General features: G+C 31.8%; 26 protein-coding genes and 2 pseudogenes. 5 read left to right on the forward strand and 23 right to left on the reverse strand.

Features of this window, described 5'->3' with window-relative positions:
- Positions 1 to 17: 17 nt before the first annotated feature.
- Entirely contained in the window at positions 18 to 962 is a 945-nt protein-coding gene (locus ACI48Q_RS12600; protein ID WP_474919433.1) for a DMT family transporter, read from the forward strand.
- A 135-nt stretch (positions 963 to 1097) separates the two neighbouring features.
- Here ACI48Q_RS12600 and ACI48Q_RS12605 read toward each other — a convergent pair whose 3' ends face one another.
- Positions 1098 to 1841: a class I SAM-dependent methyltransferase gene (locus tag ACI48Q_RS12605; protein WP_474919434.1), complete on the reverse strand. Its 744-nt coding sequence runs from the start codon at positions 1839 to 1841 to the stop codon at positions 1098 to 1100.
- Positions 1842 to 2349: 508 nt separating this feature from the next.
- Here ACI48Q_RS12605 and ACI48Q_RS12610 point away from each other — a divergent pair.
- Positions 2350 to 3171: a MerR family DNA-binding transcriptional regulator gene (locus tag ACI48Q_RS12610; protein WP_474919435.1), complete on the forward strand. Its 822-nt coding sequence runs from the start codon at positions 2350 to 2352 to the stop codon at positions 3169 to 3171.
- A gap of 319 nt (positions 3172 to 3490) precedes the next feature.
- Here the strand turns inward: ACI48Q_RS12610 and ACI48Q_RS12615 are convergent, their stop codons facing one another.
- From ACI48Q_RS12615 to ACI48Q_RS12630, 4 genes are all read right to left on the reverse strand, one after another.
- Positions 3491 to 4099 carry a GNAT family N-acetyltransferase gene (locus ACI48Q_RS12615; protein WP_474919436.1) on the reverse strand — a complete coding sequence of 203 codons (609 nt, stop codon included), beginning with the start codon at positions 4097 to 4099 and terminating at the stop codon, positions 3491 to 3493.
- A 114-nt stretch (positions 4100 to 4213) separates the two neighbouring features.
- A complete protein-coding gene (gene rfbC, locus ACI48Q_RS12620; RefSeq protein WP_474919437.1) occupies positions 4214 to 4786 on the reverse strand; it encodes a dTDP-4-dehydrorhamnose 3,5-epimerase in 573 nt (190 codons plus the stop codon).
- 94 nt (positions 4787 to 4880) lie between these two features.
- On the reverse strand, positions 4881 to 5537 hold the full coding sequence (locus ACI48Q_RS12625; RefSeq protein WP_474919438.1) for a hypothetical protein: 657 nt from the start codon (positions 5535 to 5537) through the stop codon (positions 4881 to 4883).
- A 457-nt stretch (positions 5538 to 5994) separates the two neighbouring features.
- Positions 5995 to 6213 carry a hypothetical protein gene (locus ACI48Q_RS12630; protein ID WP_474919439.1) on the reverse strand — a complete coding sequence of 73 codons (219 nt, stop codon included), beginning with the start codon at positions 6211 to 6213 and terminating at the stop codon, positions 5995 to 5997.
- A gap of 163 nt (positions 6214 to 6376) precedes the next feature.
- On the opposite strand from ACI48Q_RS12630, the pseudogene ACI48Q_RS12635 reads away from it, so the two are divergent.
- Positions 6377 to 6532: pseudogene (locus ACI48Q_RS12635) on the forward strand (TrmO family methyltransferase domain-containing protein); the annotation flags it as partial.
- Here ACI48Q_RS12635 and ACI48Q_RS12640 read toward each other — a convergent pair.
- The 4 genes from ACI48Q_RS12640 to ACI48Q_RS12655 all read right to left on the reverse strand — a co-directional run bounded on the left by ACI48Q_RS12640 (position 6525) and on the right by ACI48Q_RS12655 (position 8421).
- On the reverse strand, positions 6525 to 6848 hold the full coding sequence (locus ACI48Q_RS12640) for an antibiotic biosynthesis monooxygenase family protein (protein ID WP_474919440.1): 324 nt from the start codon (positions 6846 to 6848) through the stop codon (positions 6525 to 6527). The pseudogene ACI48Q_RS12635 and the gene ACI48Q_RS12640 sit on opposite strands and share 8 nt — an antisense overlap.
- Before the next feature lie 338 nt (positions 6849 to 7186).
- The gene (locus tag ACI48Q_RS12645) at positions 7187 to 7714 is read right to left on the reverse strand and encodes a histidine phosphatase family protein (protein ID WP_474919441.1); all 528 of its coding nucleotides are present in this window, start codon (positions 7712 to 7714) and stop codon (positions 7187 to 7189) included.
- 208 nt (positions 7715 to 7922) lie between these two features.
- On the reverse strand, positions 7923 to 8108 hold the full coding sequence (locus tag ACI48Q_RS12650) for a hypothetical protein (RefSeq protein WP_474919442.1): 186 nt from the start codon (positions 8106 to 8108) through the stop codon (positions 7923 to 7925).
- Positions 8109 to 8220: 112 nt separating this feature from the next.
- The gene (locus ACI48Q_RS12655) at positions 8221 to 8421 is read right to left on the reverse strand and encodes a hypothetical protein (protein ID WP_474919443.1); all 201 of its coding nucleotides are present in this window, start codon (positions 8419 to 8421) and stop codon (positions 8221 to 8223) included.
- 279 nt (positions 8422 to 8700) lie between these two features.
- Here ACI48Q_RS12655 and ACI48Q_RS12660 point away from each other — a divergent pair, with 279 nt between their 5' ends.
- A complete protein-coding gene (locus tag ACI48Q_RS12660; RefSeq protein WP_474919444.1) occupies positions 8701 to 8976 on the forward strand; it encodes a helix-turn-helix domain-containing protein in 276 nt (91 codons plus the stop codon).
- 293 nt (positions 8977 to 9269) lie between these two features.
- Here ACI48Q_RS12660 and ACI48Q_RS12665 read toward each other — a convergent pair whose 3' ends face one another.
- The 5 genes from ACI48Q_RS12665 to ACI48Q_RS12685 all read right to left on the reverse strand — a co-directional run bounded on the left by ACI48Q_RS12665 (position 9270) and on the right by ACI48Q_RS12685 (position 12590).
- Positions 9270 to 10052: a class I SAM-dependent methyltransferase gene (locus ACI48Q_RS12665; RefSeq protein ID WP_474919445.1), complete on the reverse strand. Its 783-nt coding sequence runs from the start codon at positions 10050 to 10052 to the stop codon at positions 9270 to 9272.
- A gap of 363 nt (positions 10053 to 10415) precedes the next feature.
- Complete coding sequence (locus tag ACI48Q_RS12670; protein WP_474919446.1) at positions 10416 to 10808, reverse strand: hypothetical protein; 393 nt, start codon at positions 10806 to 10808, stop codon at positions 10416 to 10418.
- A 345-nt stretch (positions 10809 to 11153) separates the two neighbouring features.
- Positions 11154 to 11594: an LNS2 domain-containing protein gene (locus ACI48Q_RS12675; RefSeq protein WP_474919447.1), complete on the reverse strand. Its 441-nt coding sequence runs from the start codon at positions 11592 to 11594 to the stop codon at positions 11154 to 11156.
- Between the two features lie 318 nt (positions 11595 to 11912).
- A complete protein-coding gene (locus ACI48Q_RS12680) occupies positions 11913 to 12182 on the reverse strand; it encodes a hypothetical protein (protein ID WP_474919448.1) in 270 nt (89 codons plus the stop codon).
- Between the two features lie 195 nt (positions 12183 to 12377).
- Positions 12378 to 12590, reverse strand: coding sequence for an AbrB/MazE/SpoVT family DNA-binding domain-containing protein (locus ACI48Q_RS12685; protein WP_474919449.1), 213 nt, complete (start codon positions 12588 to 12590; stop codon positions 12378 to 12380).
- Between the two features lie 337 nt (positions 12591 to 12927).
- On the opposite strand from ACI48Q_RS12685, the gene ACI48Q_RS12690 reads away from it, so the two are divergent.
- A complete protein-coding gene (locus tag ACI48Q_RS12690) occupies positions 12928 to 13863 on the forward strand; it encodes a choloylglycine hydrolase family protein (protein WP_474919450.1) in 936 nt (311 codons plus the stop codon).
- A 141-nt stretch (positions 13864 to 14004) separates the two neighbouring features.
- Here ACI48Q_RS12690 and ACI48Q_RS12695 read toward each other — a convergent pair whose 3' ends face one another.
- The 9 genes and pseudogenes from ACI48Q_RS12695 to ACI48Q_RS12735 all read right to left on the reverse strand — a co-directional run bounded on the left by ACI48Q_RS12695 (position 14005) and on the right by ACI48Q_RS12735 (position 24192).
- On the reverse strand, positions 14005 to 15015 hold the full coding sequence (locus ACI48Q_RS12695; protein WP_474919451.1) for an alpha/beta fold hydrolase: 1011 nt from the start codon (positions 15013 to 15015) through the stop codon (positions 14005 to 14007).
- A 2-nt stretch (positions 15016 to 15017) separates the two neighbouring features.
- A complete protein-coding gene (locus tag ACI48Q_RS12700) occupies positions 15018 to 16130 on the reverse strand; it encodes a helix-turn-helix domain-containing protein (RefSeq protein ID WP_474919452.1) in 1113 nt (370 codons plus the stop codon).
- 457 nt (positions 16131 to 16587) lie between these two features.
- Positions 16588 to 18501, reverse strand: coding sequence for a S41 family peptidase (locus tag ACI48Q_RS12705; RefSeq protein ID WP_474919453.1), 1914 nt, complete (start codon positions 18499 to 18501; stop codon positions 16588 to 16590).
- Between the two features lie 36 nt (positions 18502 to 18537).
- Positions 18538 to 18600, reverse strand: a pseudogene (locus ACI48Q_RS12710) (IS200/IS605 family transposase); the annotation flags it as partial.
- Positions 18601 to 18788: 188 nt separating this feature from the next.
- The gene (locus tag ACI48Q_RS12715) at positions 18789 to 19223 is read right to left on the reverse strand and encodes a GNAT family N-acetyltransferase (RefSeq protein WP_474919454.1); all 435 of its coding nucleotides are present in this window, start codon (positions 19221 to 19223) and stop codon (positions 18789 to 18791) included.
- Positions 19224 to 19504: 281 nt separating this feature from the next.
- A complete protein-coding gene (locus tag ACI48Q_RS12720; protein ID WP_474919455.1) occupies positions 19505 to 21712 on the reverse strand; it encodes an ABC transporter permease in 2208 nt (735 codons plus the stop codon).
- A gap of 15 nt (positions 21713 to 21727) precedes the next feature.
- On the reverse strand, positions 21728 to 22411 hold the full coding sequence (locus ACI48Q_RS12725) for an ABC transporter ATP-binding protein (RefSeq protein ID WP_474919456.1): 684 nt from the start codon (positions 22409 to 22411) through the stop codon (positions 21728 to 21730).
- Positions 22412 to 22511: 100 nt separating this feature from the next.
- The gene (locus ACI48Q_RS12730) at positions 22512 to 23519 is read right to left on the reverse strand and encodes a sensor histidine kinase (RefSeq protein WP_474919457.1); all 1008 of its coding nucleotides are present in this window, start codon (positions 23517 to 23519) and stop codon (positions 22512 to 22514) included.
- 1 nt (position 23520) lies between these two features.
- Positions 23521 to 24192, reverse strand: coding sequence for a response regulator transcription factor (locus ACI48Q_RS12735; RefSeq protein ID WP_474919458.1), 672 nt, complete (start codon positions 24190 to 24192; stop codon positions 23521 to 23523).
- Between the last annotated feature and the right edge of the window lie 81 nt (positions 24193 to 24273).

Raw genomic sequence — 24273 nt, forward strand, 5'->3', positions numbered from 1 at the left:
TAAAAGGGGGTAAATTTATGCAAATCATACTTTACTTAATTATGGGGGTAATTATCGGAATGTTTTTTCCTATTCAAGCATCTATAGGTGCTCGTTTAAGCTCTTATTCAAAAACACCTTTAACAGCTTCACTTATTGCATTTTCTTTAGGAACGGTGATACTACTCATTATAAATTTAATAGTAGATCCTGTAGGAATCAGTGTTGGGATTGATTTTTCATATCCATTGTACGTTTTTATCGGTGGAGCAATAGCTGGTGTTGGCTTTAATGTGGTTAATATCATTCTTTTTTCAAAACTTGGTGCTTCAGTTACAACAATAGTAACTGTAACTGGGCAAATGATTCTAGGAATTCTAATCGATCACTTTGGGTGGTTTGGTGTACCAGCTAATCCTATTAGTATTACTAGAACAATCGGGACTATTATTATGATTTTAGCTATTTCATTGGTTCAACCTAAAAAGAAAAGAGATTTAACTATGACATCAGAAAAAGAGAAAAAGGATAGTAAAATTATTTGGATAATTTTAGGTGTTTTAGCTGGATTTTTACCACCATTGCAAACCGCTATTAATGGAAAACTTCGCGTTGCAACGGGCTCTCTTTTAGGAGCTACTTTTATTTCTTTCTTTGTTGGCACAATTATCTTGATTATTTTGATATTGATTACTCAACGTCGCTTAGAGTTTCCTTTGTATGACACTCAAAAAAATCGTATTCCTATTTGGATATACATGGCAGGTATATTTGGCATATTTATTGTAACAGGTAACATTGTCTTATTGCCTCTACTTGGATCGGTTCTAACTACTATGGTTTTCCTGTTGGGACAAATGATTATGGCATTAACAATCGATCAGTTTGGAATGTTTAATTTACAAAAAAGAAAAATTGATAGTAGAAGAATCGCCGCTCTAGTATTGACGCTTATTGGAATAATGTTTGTTAAATTCTTGTAATCTTATATATGTCAGACTAGACACCTATTCAATATATTTTAAAAACTACCAAGTTATGCTAGCTTGGTAGTTTTTTCTTAAATCCTTATAGTTATGATACTTATTTTTTCACTTGTTCTACTTTTAGTAAAAAGGCTATCCTGACTTTCTACAAACGCTAATAATGTTAGGAACTAAAGGTGAAAAGGGAGTTTTATTCCAATCTGAGTATTGATTTTCAATATTAAAACCATTGTTATTTAATAATGATCTAAGAGTATCATTATCAGTAAAACGACAAGCAATTCGAGAAGTAGTTTTCTTAAATCCCCAATCACGAAAAGTTACCCAATGCATTATATGATTTTCTGCATCATAAAATTGTGTTCCAGATACCTGAACTAGTATTCCGTCCTTATCGATAAAATTCCCCCAATTTGTTTCCTCTTGATTTGATAAATCAGTTCCCATGGGATTACGTGTTTCAAATGCAAATATCCCATTTGGTTTTAAATGCTTGTAAACCATTTTAAGTAATGAAATTTGATCTTCATCACTCAAAAATGCTTGAAATGCATTTCCTGTTAAATATATCATAGAAAAACACTTTTCAGATTCAAAGGTTCTAGCATCACCTTCAATAAAAGTCACAGGTAACCCCTCTGCTTTAATTCTCGCATATTTAAGCATCTCTGGTGCAATGTCAACGCCTGAAATCTTTATTCCACATTTCGCTAAATGTATCGTAGTTAATCCTGTTCCACATGCAAGTTCTAAAACCTCTCCTGTGTTCAATTTAGCAAGTTCAAGATAGAAATTATATTTATCAGTTTCACCACCAAATTCAAGATCATAATTAATCGGGTCTCTATATTCTTCGAGATTATTGTGTGTTATCATAATACCCCTCCACTTAAATGTACTTATTTTATCCAAACTCACCTTTGCTTCATTTAGCTTTAATCGGACATGCTCTCTTTCTTCATTATTATATACAACAATATGCACATTTTCTACATAATGAAGCTTTTTTTGTAATATTTGCCCAAATATCTCTGTATATTGGTAATGTACTCTTCTGAATCAACACTTTTATTTATATATTCCTGCAATTTAGTCCTATCTTCAAGCCCTATAACTTCAATGCTTCGTGTCATCTGATTTACAAATATGTCACCGTCAATCATAACCCTGTTAAGAATGATCCTGGCACTACCATACCCAACAATGATTACTTTTGTAATTTGAGCTGTCAGCCACGCTATGACAGCTCAACTGAACAAATTATTGTCCATTCATCTCTTCATTTACAAATACATAAATTCCATGTATTATATTAAGAATAAACCCTTGAGTAGCTCAATGGTCAACAGCTCATTTAAATTTTTTATGTAATGGAGGATGACAAATGCAGCATTTATTACGTATAGGTCAAGTAAGCAAATTATATGGAATATCTGTGGATACCTTACGCCACTATGACCGTAAAGGATTACTAAAGCCTATTGTAGATAAGGATAATGATTATCGCTATTATTCGTTTGAACATCTTGATATTTTGGAGATGATACTGGTCGGAAAATATATGGAAATTCCTTTAGAGCAAATGCAGAAAAGATTAAATTCAGAGAACATTGATGATTATCTTTTAATGATACAAGAACAAAAAGAACGTATCCTCGAGAAAAAGCAAATAATAAATCAACTTGAAGAGTATTCTGATAACATGATAAAGTTTCTTTCCGCTATTTCAGAATTTAAGAATGACTACACTTTCGATAATGTTGTATTTGAGGAAATGAATGCAATTATTTATCGGATGGACTTATCTGAAATACTAAAAGATAAAAACTCTCCCCTATCATTTGAGGAAATGATAGCAATGGAACAATGGGTATTTTATCTGGAAGATGCAGACGGCATAGTTATGGAAAATGAACAAGAAGCTGGTTTTTCCTTTTCTTCGACTTTGTTAGGGCCATCTACTCTTGAAAAACAGTTTGAGCTTGCAGTAAAAAACCGCGTTGCAACACAGCATATAGTTTCAGGATGTCATGGTAAAGTAAGTTTTTGGGGCAATCATGCAGCATTATTGAAATATCTAAGTAACCTTTGCAAGCATTTTCATTTGCAGGGCTCTACATTATTGGTTAAGTATAAGTTTGCATTACTGCACAAAAATTTAGAGCATGAATACTTTGTGGAAATTTATTTCTCTCAAAATCCCTGAAATAGAGGAGAATAATATTTTAAAATAGATAGTTCCGAAACTGTCTAAAATAGCAATTTTTTTATACTCACGCAGTAATTAATACTGCGTTTTTTCTCTTGTGTAATTTTGTAAATTTACATTTCTTCATTGCAGTAGTAGTAAGAAAGGGTGATATATCGAGTAGCAAACATAGTGAGTATAGCCCACTCCCGCATTGTTTCATTTACCATTTTGTTTTCCTCCATTCTTTTTTGTTGTATCAGACAATAAAAAAAGAGGCTGCACTTTTCAAAAAAGAAAAACATAGCCTCATGTGTGTTTCATTGTAAACTTATCATCAATAAACCTTCTGCATTATAGTCCATAGAGATTCTCCTAAAAAGTATCTCTTTAAGCGACTTTCTGTCTTTTTTATATCCTCAAAACCAAATCGACAATAAAGGTGTTTTGCAGGATTCTCTCCAGCAACTGCTAGTGTATAGGATTTATACCCTCTATCTAATAATGCCTGTTCTCCGTGCTGAAGAAGTAACATGCCAATTCCTTTTCCGCGACACGTTCCATTAACCGCAATATGCTCTATATAGCATTCTCCTTCTTCTAGTTTGTGATCTTCTAACAGTGCCATTTTGGTGTACATCATTATAACATTGTAGATACCATATCGTCTACATAGTGATATAATAGGAATGTCTTTATTTGTATTCTCTGTTTTGCTGCAACGTATTAGAATTACGCCAACTACCTTATTATTTTGTTTAGCTACAAAATGAAGATACGCAGGATCATCAGATTTTATATGCCAAGAAGCATATAAAATATTTTCTATATCATTATCACTTAGCTTTTGATGTCGGCAAAACTTGCTTTTAAAAGATTGTACTAATAACGCAATTACATCTCTAAAATCGGTATTTTGATACTTCTCAATATAAATATTATCCATAAGCATATTACTCCTTTAAAAAGTAGATTTTTTCAAGTACTATACTTAGAATAAACCCTTGAGTTGCTCAAGAGTCAATGGGTGCTGTTAATTTTTTTGAAGAAGATTTAATTCTTATTTTCTTTTAGGTTTTAATGATATTTCTTTACTAAAAGCGGGATGATTACTATCTCTTTCAGATATTATAATCTTCATTCCTTCGGGAATGGGCCAGTGAACCCCTATTGTTTTATCATTCCAAGGAATACCGCTTTCATCTTCTGGATGATAATAGTCAGATAACTTATAAGCAAATTCAGCCGTATCAGAAAGGACTAAGAAACCATGTGCAAACCCTTCTGGAACATATAACATATTTTTCTTCTCAGCTGATAAAACAACACCAAACCATTTACCATATGTTTTAGATCCTTCACGAATATCAACTGCCACATCAAAAACTTCACCACTTGTGACACGTACTAGTTTTCCTTGCTGATATGTTTTTTGAAAATGTAATCCTCTAAGAACACCTTTTTTAGACATTGATTGATTTTCTTGAACAAATTCCATATCAAGTCCAGCTTCTTTAAAATCTTTAGAATTGTATGTCTCTAAATTATAACCTCTTTCATCTAAAAATATTTTAGGCTCTATGGTATAAAGTCCTTCTATATTCAAACATTTTTCAAACTTGAATTGTCCCATTTTTGACCTCCATATATTGAATTAAAATTGCTTATAACTATTATCCATAATTGGAATCCATGGCTTTTCAATATCTAATTATAAAACAAAATAATTAAATTTGACTTAATAATCTCGTAAGTATTGCATAGGGATAATTCTGTCCCGACATCTTCATATAATAATTATCGCCTCCTATTTGGAATAAAACTCCATCCCTAGTTGTGTTAAATGCAGTTATATAATCTAATGGAATTTCAAATCCATTTCTTGATGCAATAAATATTATCCTTTGATTAGTTATAAAAAACTTACCACTTGATGAATAGTCTACATTCTTTTTAACAGGTTCAGAATATCTATTTTCACGTCTACGATTATGACCTTCCCCCCAATTAAGATCCCATCCCATCGGGCGCTCTTTATATCCTACAGTTTCAGTCTGTATTATCCTTCTAGTACTTAAATTGCCATAATAACATTCTTCATACGGCTTATACACAAAATCATTTACTCTTATTGTAACCAGATTTCCTGTATCCATTAGTTTAAACTGTTCTTCTGATATATATGGATTAATTAATCCCTTTTTCTTTTTCTTGCTTAAAGCAACATGCTGTTTGTATTTTCCAGATAAAAATCTTATCAATAGAATTACTAAAGGAGCATTATTTAATCCCTTTTCCTCTTTCTTACTTAAAACAATATAATGTTTGTATTTATCAAATAGAAATTTTGCCAATAAAATTACTAAAGAAAGTACAATACCCACTATTATTATATCTATTATAAGTTTTAATATTGATAATTAAAGATACTATTCCATATATTAAATAAAGGCATGTTAAAATAAGAAATACTAAATACATAATTGCTTTATTCTTCATCATTACTTAATTCCCCCTCCATCTATATGCTAACAAATTTTACTTTGAGATTCAATTATTTACAATCAGTAATGCTATAAATATACATGTTAGAAATTATTTTCTATAATATATTTTGCATAAATTCATAAAATCCTTTGTTTAAAATTCAAGGATATGGATATCATTTAATTAAATCATTCTTTCATTATAACTTCCAAATATTCGAAAGACAAAAACCATGAACCCTTTAATTAGAGTTCATGGCTTTAGTTTTGTTTTTTATTTTTATAACCACGCTAAATATCTTTGCATATACTTGCACATTTTATATTTTTATAATTAAGATCAACCTTTTAACAATTATCCATCCCTTAAAAACTCTAAATCATTTAACATTTCTTTAATTTGTTCTTTAAAGTTTTCAGTATCATTAAATTGTCTTAACATGCCATAAACCAATAACTCATTTGCGTTATATTCATAAGCAATAAATTTTACAAAGCCCTTAATTGCAGATTTTTCATTAACATAATCTTTCTTTAGCTTTTCAGTTTTTAAAACTTCAAAATTAATTATCATACTTTACTCCTTGTGTATTCTTTTTATATTATCTATTCTCAATGTTTTAAGTTATTACACATAGTTATAAAATATTCTTTTAGCTTTAAAAGTTTTAACTATACTTTTCCACATTTATGACAAAATAAAAGAGCCATGAACTACATCTAGCACTTGTGCATATGTTACCTATCTTGATGTTCAAAATGGAATTATTGGTCTGGCATTTATTGATGCTGAGGATGGAACTCCTGTGTTAGATATTAAGCCTTACACTCCTAGTTTTTACAGAGTAGAAAATCCTCTTGTTCCTCAATGGTGTGCCAATTGGCCTAAAAATGATTGTCGCTCTCTACCTTACAAATTCGTATCATATATTTTGAATACCACATCTTTTTTCCCATTTCTTTTGCTTTCATATGAGAACTATTATATTTCCATGCATCAATGCTTTCTAAGGAATCCCAGTATGATATTGTCATCCCAAATCCATCTTCGCCTCTAACACTTTCTGTCCCTAAAAAACCTTTTTGTTTAGAAACAATATTTGCTATATCATCTCCAACTTTCTCATATCCATTATCACCTGAAGTTCTTATTGATGTAAAAATAACAGCATAATAAGGTGTTTTAGGTGTTTTTACTATCTCGCTCATTTAAAATCCTCCAATCAAAAGTGAATTTATTTTATCTAATTAAACAGTTGCACAACAATGTACTACACTGCAAAATCAATTCTATGAAAATTATACCACATCATAATAAATATCCATTCACACATCTGATAATTTGGGTAGATTGTGTTTTTAACCCCGTATTATTTAGTTTTCAAAGAACATTTTATTAATTAGTTCGCTATATTTTTGAATTGCAACGTAAAAATACCGTAGAATTCATTCGAATAATACGGTATTTGCATAAAATGTTCGATTTTTAATTTTAGTCGTTAAATAAGAAAATTGTTCATCAAGTTTATTATTTTTTTATTGCTTATTTATCTGCTATATTCAATAATTTCACCATTTGCAACTTTCTCTTGATACTCAATTGTTTTTATAACCATTTCATGACAAACTACAATCACTCTGCTATACTTCAAATACTTTTCCAATACCCCATTTATTCTTCTCTTCATATTTTCCTTAGTTTCCCACACTTTGACCTCACCCTTAGGATGTATTCCATTATGTAAATCAAAATCTCTGCTCAAGGAAAAACATTCTTCTGAGGTTCTATGTTGAAAGTTTATTATATCAGGTATCCATTCATGTAAGTCAACATCAACTTCTATATCTATTCCTAATTCCTTGGATAAAATTGATGCACTTTGAAGTGCTCTTGTATAAGGTGATGAAACAATAATTTCACAATTTTTAAGTCGATTGTCTTTTGATGTTTCTTTTAATTGCTGTATTCCAATTTTAGTTAATGGTGCTAAATCCAACCCATGTCCAATAAAATTTCTATCATTAACAGGTTGATATGTTGGTTCTCCATGTCTAATTAAATAAAATACTGTCATAATTCTCCCCCTTTAATACGCACTTTCTTACTATCATAAATTAATTATAGCATATTTTGTAAATACCGCACTATTCAATTTTCAACGATATATGACCTGCTTCACAGCTGCCAATGAAAATAAAAACTGTTCTATTTTCATAGCAAAGAACATTTTTATTAATTAATTCGCTATATATTCAAATTACGCACTTTAATTGTATTCCGAATTACTCAGAAACCAATTTCAAAGGACAATCCTTCCTACAACCTTCTTCAGGACACTTAAGTCTACGTGATAACCCGTAACAAACCATAACCGTTTCTCCATTCAAATCAAACCCTCTAACTCCGCTCAATATACATGAAGAACACTGAGGTTTATCTTTGAATTGTAGTTCTAACTTATATTTCACTTTTATCCCTCTATTTTTGAATTACGAAATAAAAACACCTCAAAATCCAAACTTAAATAATGCGGTGCTCTAGCAAATTAATTTTTAATTATTATGTTAGATATTTATAATCTTACTTGTACTTAATTTTTTGTTTTATTCTGTCAGACATTCTAAAAGCAAACGTTAATGCTATTATAATTAATCCTAAAGACAATAGCATTAATACAACATATAGTGTACCTGCAACCTGTGGAAAAATATTCTTAGTTACTGTTTTAACTAATAGTCCTAATGTTATGCCCAAAATTATAAAACAGCTTTTCTTAATCATATTGTCACCTCTATCAAACATAAATGATTACTAACATACATTTATTTATTAACATATAAAAATTTTAGCACATTGTCCATATTGTTAACACCCTAAAATTACACTTATGAATTATAATTTTATTTTTAAGCATCGCAATATTCAATTTTCAAAGAGCATTTTTGATTTGGTAAATATTCGAATTGTGAAATAAAAATACCGCTTATTCTTTTTTGATATGCTCCCCTTAAGGTAGACAGATTAAAAAATAGAAATCTGTTGCTTGAAAGGAGAGCATTTTTGTGTCTAAAAGAACTAAATATACATTTAGAGGAAAAATACGAAATTTTGAAGTTTTACAAAGATGGAATGGGTACTGTACATGATACTATTACTAAGTTTAAGATTAGTGCATATGCTTTTTACGATTGGAGATACAACTATGAGAGGTATGGAATAGATGGATTAAAAGAATCTAGAATATGTAAAAAATATTCAAAAGAATTAAAGGAGCGTGCTATTAAAGAATATTTATCAAGAAAGTATTCGCAGAAGGCATATTTAAGTGCAATATAATGCAATTGATAAATACATCAACTTCTACAATACTAAAAGATTACAAAAAAAATTAAACGGCCTCAGCCAATGAAATTTAGGGCTTTAGCCGTTTAAACTAATTTTTTTATTTCCATTGTCTACTTAACAGGGAGCAGTTCATTTCTGAATAATACGGTATTTATATAAAATATTCGATTTCTAATTTTAGTCATTAAATAAGAAAGATATGACAGAACTGAATCTAAAATTATGTTACATCAATTCTACAAATTAGAATTTAGCGAACTTCCTGTTATGCTCATAATAGGAAGTTATGGTTTTCTTGCAAGTTGTAAATCTATTGTATCGTATATAGTAATAATACCGCCGTTATCATTAATCGCTTCTCTTATTTCATCAAAGAATTTCATTCTTGTCGTTTCTTCAATAGCAATGTTGTCTGAATAGGTACCTAATAATAATGTATATTCATCTGCTGTAAAAGTTCTTGTTCTATGATACAGTCTATAACTTATATCTATAAATCCATATTTGGAAGCTATATCTGCTATATTTTTGGCATTTTCCTCACTATATTCATCTCCCCTTAATGAACCAGGCATATACTTTGCATATATATTTTCAAATGCAATATGTATGTTATTGCGTTTCTTGTCTTTATATGGGTGATTAGCAAATCGTGCAAAAACACCACCACTTTTTAGTATATCAAATACTTTGGTATATCCTATATCTTCAGGAATCCAGTGAAAGGCTGTTGCTGAAAAGATTAGGTCAAATGAATTAGGAGGACACTCAAAATCTTGAAATGCAAAATTTTTAACATTAAATTTATCATAATCTTTAAACTTATGTTTTGAAAATTCCGCTAATTGGTCACCTAATTCAATTGCAGTTAAACTACAACCTGTTTTAAGTATCGGCAACGTAGCTTGTCCAGTTCCTATTCCAACCTCAAGCACATTGCTTGACGGATTTATTTCTTTTACATTAAAAATATCATCATATAGCTCTTTAACATAATCCGGACGCCACTTGTCGTATTCAGTGTAAACAGAGTTAAATGTGGTTTCTAAACCTTTAATTATTGACATTTTTTACCCTCCCATTATATAAATAATCTCCTCGGCAAATTACTATTTATTGAGCTGTTTTACATCTTTCATATGTCCCATTATAAAACTATTTTGTCTTAATTAACAATAAGAGTATAACATATTCTCTATTATATTACACTAATTCCCATAATTATGATGCAATTTCAACTTTTAAATACCGTATTATTCAATTATCAAGGAACATTATTCGTGATTTAAATTTCTAAATTTAAGTTGTCTTATCATCATAGGATGAATTAAAAAATATCACATATTCACGTTGAATAATACGGTATTATGAATAAATTATTTAATTGTATATTGATTTCATCATTTAAGAAATTTGTGTCTTATATTAATCTAATTCTCTTTCTTTTTTAAGAAAATAACATCAATAAAAGAAATACCAAAAGCCAAACCCACTGCACTAGAAAACACTCTAAATAAATCTATGTTTGAATGTCTAAAAACACAATCAAGAATATAGTTTAAAGCACTAAATAAGATAAACAAAGCAATAAATTTAACTAGTCTTTTTCTTATTTCAACCCATTTTAACTTTCTTGAATTTAAAATAGTAATGAAAAAAACATACAAAAGCAAAAAGAAAGTTAAGAATACATAGCCAATTCCAAATTTGAAAGCAATTCTACTGTCTATATCTTTATAAGCCATCCAGAGTAAAATTATAGTTCCAATTGCAAATAGTATATAAAGAATTCTTATAAAAATTACTGCTATATTCCTCTTCAAAATATCCTCCCCTCATATCACATTAAAATACTATTATGAATTGATTATAACATATTTTGTAAATACCGTATTATTCAATTTTCAACGAATCATGACTTACTTCACAGCTGCCAATTAAAATAAAAACTGTTCTATTTTCATAGCAAAGAACATTTTTATCAATTAATTCACCCTATATTCAAATTACGCCCTTTCTTTGAATTGCGACGTAAAAATACCGTAGAATTCATTCGAATAATACGGTATTTGCATAAAATATTCGATTTTTAATTTTAGTCGTTAAATAAGAATATTGTGACATAGGATTACGATATCGCTGTATATTTTAATTAATAATATTTAGATTTATTGTTTCGATACATATTTTCGTACTATATTCCAATTACCATAAAACTCTTTTAATATTATGCTTGTACAACCTATTTCTAAATGTAATTCATTATCATCCCATCTATCACCTATTCCTGCTATGATATTATATTGCTCTTTTAGCTTTTTAGCGATTTCTAATCTTTCATTTTGACTTTCTGATAAATAGACCTCTCCATCTGGAAATCCAGTACGAGTAATCCACTTTTTAGTAATATCTCTGTAACATTCAGGTCGTGCTCCAATATATATTATCTTATATTTTTGAGATAACTCTCTTATGCAGTTAATACTGTTTGGAGTAGGCAAATCATTCAGAATTTCACCCTCACTGTAAAAATCGGTAGTTCCAAATAAATGATGGCGATGTCTTGTATCACATATAGTTCCATCAATGAATATAAGAATAGCATCCATAATTTAACCTCCATACAATAATATTTATTATGCTTCGCAAAATAAAACTATAATGAATTAATTATAGCATATTTTGTAAATACCGCACTATTCAATTTTCAAAGAACACTTTTATTAATTAGTTCGCAACATATTCATAGGATGAGCCTATTAGTTCATCCTGTTTTTGAATTGCGACATAAAAAATACCGCTTATTCTTATTGAATAATACGGTATTTGCATAAAATATTCGATTTTTAATTTTAGTCATTAAATAAGAATAGTATGTCCTAATGTCTACATATGTCAGATGTTTTTATCTCCTTTGTATATTAACTTCAAAGGTTATTGGTCTGCTTTTTTCTCTTATTCTTTTCATTAATAAAATAAACTATCAATAAAATCAATAAAGAAGTCCAATATATTATATTAATGATTATTTGTGCTGTTTTACCTACATTGCTATATATGCCAAAAGATTTTCTGTAAAAAATTCCTGTAATAGCCATGAAAACTATAAGTAAATTAAAACCCTTTTTATCTTTACTAAACTTAATTATAAAATATATTCCTATGATAATAAAAAATAAAATTGTACCATAATCCATAACAATCTCCTCCCTTCTGGTCCGTCATATCTTACTATCATGAATTAATTATAACATATTTTGTAAATACCGTACTATTCAGTTTTCAACGATACATGACTTACTTCACAGCTGCCAATGAAAATAAAAACTGTTCTATTTTCATTGCAAAGAACACTTTTTATTAATTAGTTCGTCCTATGATGCAATTGTGCACTACTCCCCTAAATGCTCTACACAACCCTTATAAACAGCCTTACCTTTATATCTAATAACATCCTCAGCCTCTCCGCAGAAAATACATGCAGGCTCATATTTCTTAAGTATTATTTGTTTCCCATCCACATAAATTTCTAATAGATCCTTAATATCAATGTTTAAAGTCCCTCTAAGTTCCACTGGAATAACTGCCCTTCCTAGCTCGTCCACTCTTCTTACTATTCCTGATAATAAGTCGCAAGAGCTTATCGTTTATCAGCTCCGTATTGCTAAGTTCAGAAACCGCAATGTGTTCCTTTCCAGAGTAAAGCTCCTTTGCCATATTAAAGATGGTATGCCCATCTAAGTCCACACCATGAATACCAATAGCTTCAAAATGTATCAGCTCCATATTGGTGTTAGTATAATAAAAACATTCTGTGATTTTTTAACGCTGAAGATTATGAAAGATATTTTATTCTAACCCTGCTATGAAATACAATATGTTCACATTAGTTTTTCATTTTCATATATTATTATATAAATAATGTTTTAAAGGATATTAATTATGTGTACAGCAATGACCTTACAATCCCAATCCAAGGAACTATTCTTTGGAAGAACTATGGATTTTTCACATGATATTATACCTCAGCTTTATGTAGTTCCCAGTTCCCATGTATGGTGTAACAACTTGAACAATACTCAAATTAGAAACTCCTATCGATTTATGGGCCTTGGTCAGGAACTTGATGGGATTTTTGGACTTTTTGATGGTGTCAATGAAAAAGGTTTCGCAGCAGCGGTCTTATATTTTGCCGGATATGCCCAGTATGATACACAACCAACTCATGAGGGCACCCAACCCATTGCATCCATTGATTTTCTCCACTATATCTTGGGCAGATGTGCTTCTGTGAAAGATTTACCTGCTCTACTAAAAGATATCACTATAGTAGGTATGTCGGATCCTGTTACTAATACCATAGCACCCTTACACTGGATTGCCACCGACAGAAGTGGAGCCTGTGTAATAATTGAACCTACCAAGAGGGGGCTAGAGTTATTAGATAATCCCATTGGTGTTATGTCCAATAGCCCTGATTTTCATTGGCATATAACAAATTTAAGAAACTATATGGATGCTTCTCCAACACAAACAGAGGAAGTCTTCTGGGATAATATCCGATTAACTCCTTTTGGTCAGGCTGGAGGAACAATGGCTCTACCGGGTGGCTTTACCTCTCCAGAACGCTTTGTCCGAACCGCTTATCTAAAAACACATATACCAAAACCCAAGGATAGCAGAGAAGCAATTACAGCATGCTTTCATATCATGGAAAGTGTCTCCATACCAAAGGGAGCTGTTATAACAAGTCGAAACACCTATGATTATACAAAATATACAGCATTTATTAATACAAATACTTGTGAATACTTCTATAAAACTTATGATGACCTACATGTTAAGACAGCTTGCCTTTGGCACACGGAAACCATATAGTTCAAAGACCCGATTCCTTTACATTTCAAGGATTCAGGTCTTTTTTTATTAATTATTTACTTGCTAATGTGCAATATGAGTAAGATGCATCTTAATTATGAGTGTAGATTATACTCATTTTCTACACCAAATCAACCTTTATTATTTCAAATTCTCTATAAATTCATCTGTAAGCCTTTTAATCTCTTCAATTTGGTTTCGATAAATCAAATTGTGAGAACTATCAAGTATAACATGGGATGTGTTAGCGCCCAAACGCTTTAAGTGGGCTTCTTCAGATCCTTTCCTCTGTATATCTTCAGAACTTTGTTTGCTTTTAATTGTTTCTTTAGCCATAATTTTTAGCACAGGAATATCCTCTGGAAATGGTAAATCCTTAACTTCTTCAATACACAGATTAAGATTTCCAAGCTGCTCAATGATTGTATCATTTACAGTGTAACTCTTATACTTTTCATAATCGTCTATTTCCTTCTGTGTATTACCATTTTCTGTAGTTAGAGACAAACCTTTTTCTATCAATACATCTTCATTATCAAAGCTTGAAAGTAAGCGTTGCAAGCTTATGTTTTGTATGAATTTTGACATATTATAAGCTCTAATTATCTCTTTTGGTATTTCCATTGTATATGCTGTTGGGGTAGTATCTAATAAAATCATACCCTTAACTTCTTCTGGATATTTTGTAGCGTAATACTCGCTGTAAACACCAGATATTGAGTGGGGCATTAATATATAAGGAGGTTTAATGCCTGCCTTGTCAAGAGATGCTCTAATTTCATTCATATAGTTTTCACAAGTACGTGACTTGTCCGTTTCATCGCTAAATCCAACCCCAAAATATTCTACTGTTACAACTCTATATTTTTCGCTTAATTTCCTCATCAGTGGAGCAAAATCAGCTGATGGTAATGGAACACCATGACCAGGCAAAAGTACAATTGTTTCCTCCCCATCACCCATGGAATAAACGTGCATATTTTTACTATCCACTTGGACCATTTTACCATAAGGTTTTATTTTCTCTATCTGATTTTTATAATAAGTATTATGCAACGTAAAACCTGTGAGCATAGCTAGTGCTATCAAACCTACAATAACACCTATAATCCAGAGAATTATTTTTCCTATTTTTTTAATTCTAGTTTTCATTGTTATTCTCCTTTAATTGTCTTCAATTTTTCTATTATGCTCTTAAAGCGATCTTCGTTAGCAAGTATCGAAAATTTAGAATTATTGAGCACTAAATCTACCATGTTTTGCTTAATTGTTTTCTCATTTTTAATCAGTACTCTTTCTAAATCTAGTTCATCCAACCAATCGCCAATTGAATCAAAAAAATTATCACCGTGAGGTGTGAACTGATAAGTATTGCTTGTGACAAGCTCTGTGAATTTCTGCAACATATTAAGACTTTCCTCTGAATTACCTTGCATTATATATCCATATGCAGCTATTATATAGAGTTCTATGAAAGCTTTGGGCGAAAGATGTTTTATATCAAAGGCTTTATCTATTAAGAATGCACGATGTAGCACTTCCTCATATCTTTCAGGTTCGTCGATACACATCATAAGATACGAAGGAAAAAGACTAAATAATGCAACAACATATTGGCATATTCCAATTTGCAATGTGGCTTTTGCCTCATTTATTTTTCCTTCCATCTTATAAGTAGATGCAAGAAGTGTTTCTATAGGGAACAGAGGTCTATTCATACCTTTGAGCAACTCAAGAGCCGATTTTGAATCACCAAGAGCCATATAACAACTCGCTTCCATATATTTTGCCTGTTTGATGATCTCTATATCTTTGCTTTCCTCTTTTACTCGAATAAAGAGCTCTTTTGCTTCCATTATTGAGGAAGTAGTTTTTTCTTTGTCTTTTGCTAGATCACTGTGAATGAGTATCAAAACTCCCATTTGCAACAGAAGAGGAATACAAGCATAATATTTTTTGATTATCTCTCTACAATTATTTAAGACATCATCATAAGGTTTTAATGTAAAATCATCTGATAATTTATGATAAACCTTACGAATATCCTCTTTTGACATTTGTGGTTTATAATCCATTAATTCATCTATACTAATGTTAAAATAAGCAGCAAGCTGTGGTAAAAAAGTAATATCAGGATAACTTTGTCCTGTTTCCCATTTAGAAATAGAAGCCTTTGAAACACCAATATATTTTGCTAGTTCCTCTTGCGTAATGCCTTTTTCTTTTCTCTTATCTACAAGTGTTCTAGCAATATTTATTTCTTTCATATCATCACCTTGTATAATGAACATATAATAAATTCATTATAATTTCACTTTCTTTAAAATGATTTAATATTAGTTAGTCTTTTATTTTAATTATACTTACTGTGGTTAAAGAACTCAAAGGATTTACAGTCGATTTTGGTTGACAAAATCAACTGTAAAGAAATATAGAATATTTCTAATTTGAACTTGCTCCAGTAGCTGAAATAATGAGGAAAAAAATTAATTATATCATTTTCATTATTTCCTAACTATGCCTTTGGAAACATATAAGTTTTTTCATAAGAAAAGAACCCTGATTTCTCAAGGTTCTAACTGTTTTTCCTTTGCATCCTGACAACCGTCTCCACGTGCATCGTCATGGTAAAAACACTTCATAAATATAATTCTCCACCCACTCATTTATTATAAATTTAAAATCACATTATTAATTAGTGTCCTTACTTATTTTGCAGTATTGCTATTTACTCTCTGGTTTCGTGATTAACTCTATTGCTTTTTCTATAATCTCATCTCTACCCTCTGCAATTCCTTTCACAGTTTGTTTTACAGTTATGTCAGGTTTAAGACCTATTCTCTGTGTCTGACTTCCATCCATATATGTTACTCCTTGCCCTGATATCCATGTCCATATACCACCTGGAAGTGTAATTCCCATAACATCGCCATTAGCTCCTGCAGAAGGAGTTCCTATTACCGTTGCATTTGGTGCATCCATAAAAGACATAGCCATTGTCTCTAAGTAGCTTTGCGTACATTCATTCATCAGTATGATTACCTTACCATTATACTGATATCTATTTTTTACTTTTCCTAATGAGGTTCTAATAATGCCATTATCAAACATTTTGCTAAATGTAATTGAATCTGATAAACCTAAATCTTTGTCCAAATGTTTCTCTATGAATCCTCTTCCTGAACTGTTAATGGCTGATTTTGAAAATTTCCCTGGTTCGAAACTATTACTTGAATAAAATTGTTGATATTCAGAAATTTCAGGTTTTATATACTCCCCTATAGGATAATTAATAAGTTTCATATAGTCACTCATTCTTGCATTATTGTATCGCAGATCAATAATCAACCCTTCTGTGTCTTTAAATTTTTTCATTAATTTATCTAAATCTCCACTTTCAAATGTATTTATATTAAGATAGCCTATTTTTTTATCTGCCATGAAGCCACTTTTCTCATCTTGACCCAGTTTTTTTACATCATCATTACTATCATCATAACATGGAACATTCAAGTTTAACTTTTCACCATTTCTTATTACCTCTATTTCAGCTGCTTCTTTTGTAGAACGCAAAAGGTAATCTGCAAAAGCATTTGTAAAACGATTTTTATCTGATACTGATATATATTTTTTACATTCCTCTATTCTCTTTTCTATAGTAGTTCCATCAATAGCTACCACAATATCTCCTAACTTTAAAGGTGACTTATCTTCCATGCCAGCAATGACAATCTGACCATCTATATTAAATATTGACGCATTGGGTTTGTATGCTCCAAAGTGTTGTTGTCGCACATTAGAGTTATCATAAAAAAAACCATGAGAGTCATGAATATATGTGGTAAGATTTGCAATAGATAATACATATGATTCCTTATCTTTTTGAAGTGCTAACTCAGGAATCTTGTCATAAAGTACTTGATCCCAATCTTCATCCATGAGATTTTTATATGGATAGAAATATTCTATAATATTCCAATAACGAAACAATCCAAGCAATCTCATTCCTGTGTCTTCATACTTAATAGAATCCTCCATAAGATAATCTGAGGATACATTAACAATATGCCCTCTTTCAAAAACAGCATATCCATTATCATTATCGGTTACTTTTACTCTTGATAATTTTTCAAGATAGTCACCAAGATTATTTCCAAGAGCTTGTCTATTTTTTATCCACGAAAGATTTACCTCTAAGTATGCCTTCTCTTCTAACTGACCATATAGAACCTCCTGTTCTTTACTAAGTGTATTAACCTCAAAGGGAAACTGATTTAACCATGCAGCCATGATATCTCCAGCTTCTTCCTTGGTTGTTGCCTCAAGTACCTTTGGCATAACTCTAAATAATTCTGCATCCCAATTAATATTTCCCGCTGTAATGTCTGGATGACGATACTTAGCAAATCCCCAGACCTTTGCTAAAGTCTGCAAATTTTTCTGTTGAACTTCACTTAATTTTTCTATCATAACTTTACTGTCTGATGCAAACTCTGTATCTTGGGATCTTTTAAGAGCCTTTCCTTCAATTTTATTTAAGCTAGCACAAGAGGTAAATGTTAGAACCATAACTATAAGTATAAAACTAATTATTATTCTTTTACTAAATACATTCATTTTGACTTCTCTTTTTTTCATACTTTCCACCTACTTTTTTAATATAGTTAAATTTTATTTTAAATTTACATGTCTATCAAAAATCATCAGCGAACTTTTTCCTTTTAAATATCCCATAAACTAAACTACGCTTATCTTTTGGTTTATTTTTTTCTACTCATAGCTAAAAGCTTTTTAGAACCACGGTCCTAGCCATAGTATTCGTTACATAAAAAAAATCATAAGTGAGATCACCCACTTATAACTCTTAATATAAGAAGAATACATATTAAAGATTATACCCTTCTCTTTGTTTTCTATAAAAATTATTACACTATTTTGTACATAAAAAGCACATGTTCAGCATCTAAGAAACCATTTCTTTTATAAAAATTCGGCGCAGGTGCAAAACGGTTTGTTGATAATGTAAAACCTGCTAAGTTATGTTCTTTAATATAATTTTCCACTTCATTAAGAATTTTTGTTCCATAACCTTGTCTTTGAAGTTCAGGAGAGATAAACATTTCATCAATGAAAACCTCACTATTGTTCCACCAAATTTTTTCATGACAGAATATAGCACCTTTGATTACACCATCTATCCACAATGAATAACCGATGAATTTTTTACATTCTACATAATCCTGCAAATAGTTTTTTGCTGTCTCCAAGGACCAGTCACACTGCCAAAGTTCATTGTTATATACTGACATCATAATTTCTGCACATGCAGTCAAATCACTTAACTCAAATTTTTTTATCATCTTATTCCCCCATATACCCTGTAAATAATTGCTGTTTTGACAATTTTTAATTATTTTACATCATAGTTTGACACAAACTTATTGTAACATATATTCAATAATATTACAAATATAGCAATTCCCTGTCTTTAATTCTGCTCTCTTCTACAATTTGAATCTTGGCCAGCTCATCTTTTCATGAATGTTATCAAAAAAATTAGAAACAACACAAATGAACCAGGTTATGCAGTGCAGTTACTATTATTTCTCTTTACAATCTACTCTTTTTCAAAAACCCAATATTAATACATAGTATCATCTTTCAACCCTTCAATAATGTTAGTTCCACAAATTTTTTTACCTGAGATATAATAAGCCAGCCCCACAGACATCAACATCAATCCTGCAAAAATAGCCATCGGTATCACTGGCATAACAGAGAAATAATCCTGATACAGAAGTTTACTTGCCTTTACAGCAAACACTACAAAAAGTATATTAAATGGCAAACTAATCAAGATAGGTTTTATAGCTATAATACTGCCTTCTATGGCCAAAATTTTTGCTAGCCCACCTGGTGTAAATCCTATGGATAGATAGCGGGCGAACTCCCTCCTTCTCAAATGAATGCCACCCAGTGTATTTGCAAATACATTTGCAATACCAATGCAGGCCAACAAGCCGCACAGACTGCCTACAACCAGTTTATACCCTTTTCGCATAACGATTTCACGTTCTTCTGTTTCTTTTCTATTTTCCATTTTATATTCATACTTTCCATCTAATAACCCACTTACCTGTTTCTGAATATTGGCAATCTTTTCATCTGAAATAACCCTAATCTGATAATAAATTTCGTCTGTATGAATCACGTCTGATATTTCCTGATATGTGCTCTCAGATATAATTTGAGTCAATGAAAACTCCTCATATCCCTCCCTCAGATTTGGCGTTTCATCCGTAAATCCATCTATTTCTAATTCTACTTCCTCCTGTGGAGATGTATGTCCTGCATCTGCAAACACCTTCAGAACCTGATTTTTTTCTTTGATATAAGGAAGATATTCTGATTCTCGGAAATGGCTATGGATATTGTCCCAAATCCGATTCAGCGTTACTCCCACAGTACTCCCGGAATCTAAATCTGCACGAACTAAAAAATCATCAAAACTTTCGTCATCCAATATCATAATTGGAACCTCTACCAGATATCTGTCCTCCGTTTTTTCTATCCCAGTATTTTCTAGAGACTCCAAGCCTCCAACAGCCCGCAACTTGTCTGACAGCATGTCCTCTGTCAGCCAGGTGAACCCCTTCGCTTTCTGGTATCCTGTACAATCAGAAACCCCTTGTATACTTCTTATTTCTGACAGCAATATATCATCCATATCTGACTGTTCTTTGACCGCAATCATCAAATCCCATGTATTTTTATATTTTTCAAAATAAGTATATTTTACGCTGACTTCAGATAAAGCCCAAAAATTCAGGAATATGCTAAATACCAAAACCGAAATGGTAAGTGAAATTGTTGATGTTCGGAAGGCTTTTCTTCGGACATATAAAAATTTCCGGGCAAGTTCCCATTCCACTCCGAACAGTTCAGAAAACAAACAAAACTTTTTCACCTTTCCTATCTCCTGCTCTGTTCCACCACGGACCGCTTCCAAAGTACTTACTTTACTAAGCCGTTTTGCCGCCTTTCGTGCAGCCATACATACTGTCAAAAGACATACACACAGCGTTATGAGAAATATCAGTGGATGATAGTCCAATTCCATCCTTTCTATACCTGTCATCTTGTTTATAAAGTTCGCCATTTGCGCAAATCCATAAGTCAATCCTATCCCCGCTGCAATTCCAAGCAAAACAGGCAGAAAACTTAAAGCAAGTGCTTCTTGCATCAATACCCTTCGTATCTGTCCTGGCGTAGCACCTACACTTTGCAAAATTCCAAGCTGATGTAGTCTTTCATTACCGGTCATCTCGAAGGCATGGTATATAACCAAAATTAAAGAAATACAAACCAGAAGCATCACTACAATATAAAGGCTCATAAGCATTGGCGGATCAGCTTTTTCTTCCGGTGAATAAATATAATACTGCGTCAGTAGCAGGTTATTATATTGCACTGCTGTGCTGTATCTTCCTATATTCAGCCCAATTTGTTCTGAGATTTCCGGTAATGTACCATAAATATTTCTTGGGTTCTTCAAATAAATAAGCAACTCCCTGTTATTTTCTTCATCGGTCTCTCCCACAATCACCATTTCTACATCAGGATGATTTTCTATTACTTCTATATCCTCATTAGAAATATTTCCAACTAACTTTCCCTGCCAATCTCCTTCTTTACTGATAATTTGCCTCACATTATCAGTCCACATGTTATAAAAAAGTGTGGATATAAATGAAATAAATAAAGATGCAATCAAAACGGCAGCCATAATGGAAATACTAGATACTTTATTATTCTTTATATAATTTTTGGAATACTCTTTCCACATCATACCCATTTCCTCCTGTTATCTGGTAATCGGTTCATCAGAAACAATGCTGCCGTCTTCTAAACGGATAATCCTATCTGCCTGCAGCGCAATATTCTCATCATGTGTAATCACTATCAGCGTCTGTTTATATTTTTTATTGGAATATTTGAGCAGTTCTATAACCTCCTGACTACTCCTGCTGTCCAGATTTCCCGTTGGCTCATCAGCAAGAATCAGTGCCGGGGCATTAATAAGCGCCCTGCCGATAGCAACACGTTGCTGCTGTCCACCAGATAATTGCTTGGGCAAATGCTCTGCTCTGTCTTGCAGATTTAATATCTCCAAAAATTCTTTTAAGCGTTCCTGTGCTACCTTCTGCCCATCTAATTTCAACGGCAGTGTCATATTATCCACCACATTAAGAACAGGAATCAAATTGTAGAATTGATAAATCAGCCCCACTTGTCTGCGTCTAAAAATAGCCAGTTCTTTTCTGCTCTTTGAATACACATCTGCTCCATCCACATAAATTTTACCAGAAGTCGGCACATCAATCCCACCAATCAAATGAAGCAGCGTAGATTTCCCCGAACCAGACTGACCTATAATAGCAACAAATTCTCCTTTTTCAACGGTAAAGGAAACATTATTTAATGCCTCTACTTGATTCTTATCGTCTCCATAGACTTTGCATAATTTTTCTACTTTCAAGATCTCCATCTTGCTACCCCCTATTTTTTAACTAGTATAACATTTTCCGTCTTACAATCTGGTGAATTTTTCATAACAAAAATGTCACTTTATAATAAAAAAGGAAGCCTTAAACGGCTCCCTTATAAAATCTGATATAAAATTCAGTACCGCATTCTGCTCCATTGCTGACTTTAATTGTTCCATTCTGTTTATGAATAATTAATTTTGACAAGGCAAGTCCAATACCAACACTCTCCCCGCCAGCATTTTTCCCTCTATAAAATCTATCAAAAAGATGGGGCAAATCCTCCGGTAAAATTCCCGAGCCAGTATCTTTGATCACAATTTCTGTATAAATTGGATTCTCTTCTGCCGAAATACTTAGTCTTCCCCCTTCCGGTGTATAATCCATACAATTCTTTAAGATATTCCCCACAGCTTCTATTGACCAAAGAAAATCGCCAATATAATGAATATCCTCTTTTACTTTTATATTCATTGATTGGTTTTTAAGTTCCATCGGTACTTCCAAAGGTTCCGTCGCCTTCTTTATTAGTTCCAAAACATGGATAGGCTCCCTTTTAAATTCTACTGTTCCGGATTCTAATTTTGCTATCTTTAATAAAACTGTAATAAGCCACTCAGTTCTTGAAAGAAAACGGTTTATTTTATAAGCAATCCTCATTTTCTCCTGTGGTTCCCACTCTTCACTCTGCAATCTCGAAACGAGCATACGAATAGAAGTTAATGGTGTTTTAATCTGATGGGAAATATCAGCAAGGGATTCACTTAAATAAATTTTATCATTCTTTAAATTCTCCGCCTGTTCCCGTAACCGTATGGTCATTTTGTAAATTTTACTGCTCAAGACTGCCAGTTCCCCTTCTTCATCAGGAATCAAATCTATTTTTCCGTTTCCATGTAATATTTGATCCAATTGAAAGCTTAACTCAGAAAGCCTGTCATATCGCTTTTTTGTAAAGTGAAAAAAAATGGTCCCAATAAACAGACAAATGGTAAGTACATATATTCCAAAATAGAGGTTCCAAGATAGTGCTACTAAGACTACTACTATTAAAAAAACGAGATAAATAATCATCTGCTTTTTTACTTCCGGATTTCTGACAAATCCCATATCAATCACCCACCTTATATCCTCGCCCCCGGATTGTTTTAATAATCTCAGGGTTCGCCGGGTCTTCTTCGATTTTTTCCCGCAATCGCTTAATATAGACAGTTAAAGTATTATCATTCACATAATCACCGGCTATATCCCATATTTCCTCTAATAAGCGATTTCTGGAAAGGACCTCACCCTGACAATTTAAAAAAACGAGCAGTAAGCGATATTCCAACGCAGAAAACATAATCTCTTTGCCGTTCCTGCTTACAACACCTCTTATGGTATCTACTTTCAGATCATTAATTTGAAAAGCAGATTGGCTCTTTCCACTCCTTCTTAGTACATTTTTCACACGGGATACCAGTTCCAATGGTTTAAACGGTTTTGTAATATAATCATCTGCACCCAAATCAAAGCCCGTAACAATGCTTGCCTCATCTCCTACAGCAGTTAGAAAAATAACTGGTATATCATTCTTGTGTTTTATCGTAGTGCAGATAGAATATCCATTACCATCCGGAAGCATTAAATCCAGCAAAACCAAGTCAAAGGATTCCTTCTCAAGGATTTCTATTGCCTCCGTCCTTGTTGTTACTGCTTTTGCTGAAAAACCTTCCGCCTTTAAAAGATATGTCAAATTTTCAATTATTTCTTTGTCGTCTTCCACAATTAGAATTTTATTCATATGTATCCTTCTCCTTCTCACTATCATATCTTCTAAATCACTTTATCAAACTCATCAATATTTTTACCGCAACTTCGCCAT

The organism is Clostridium sp. LXY-7, from assembly GCF_056172015.1.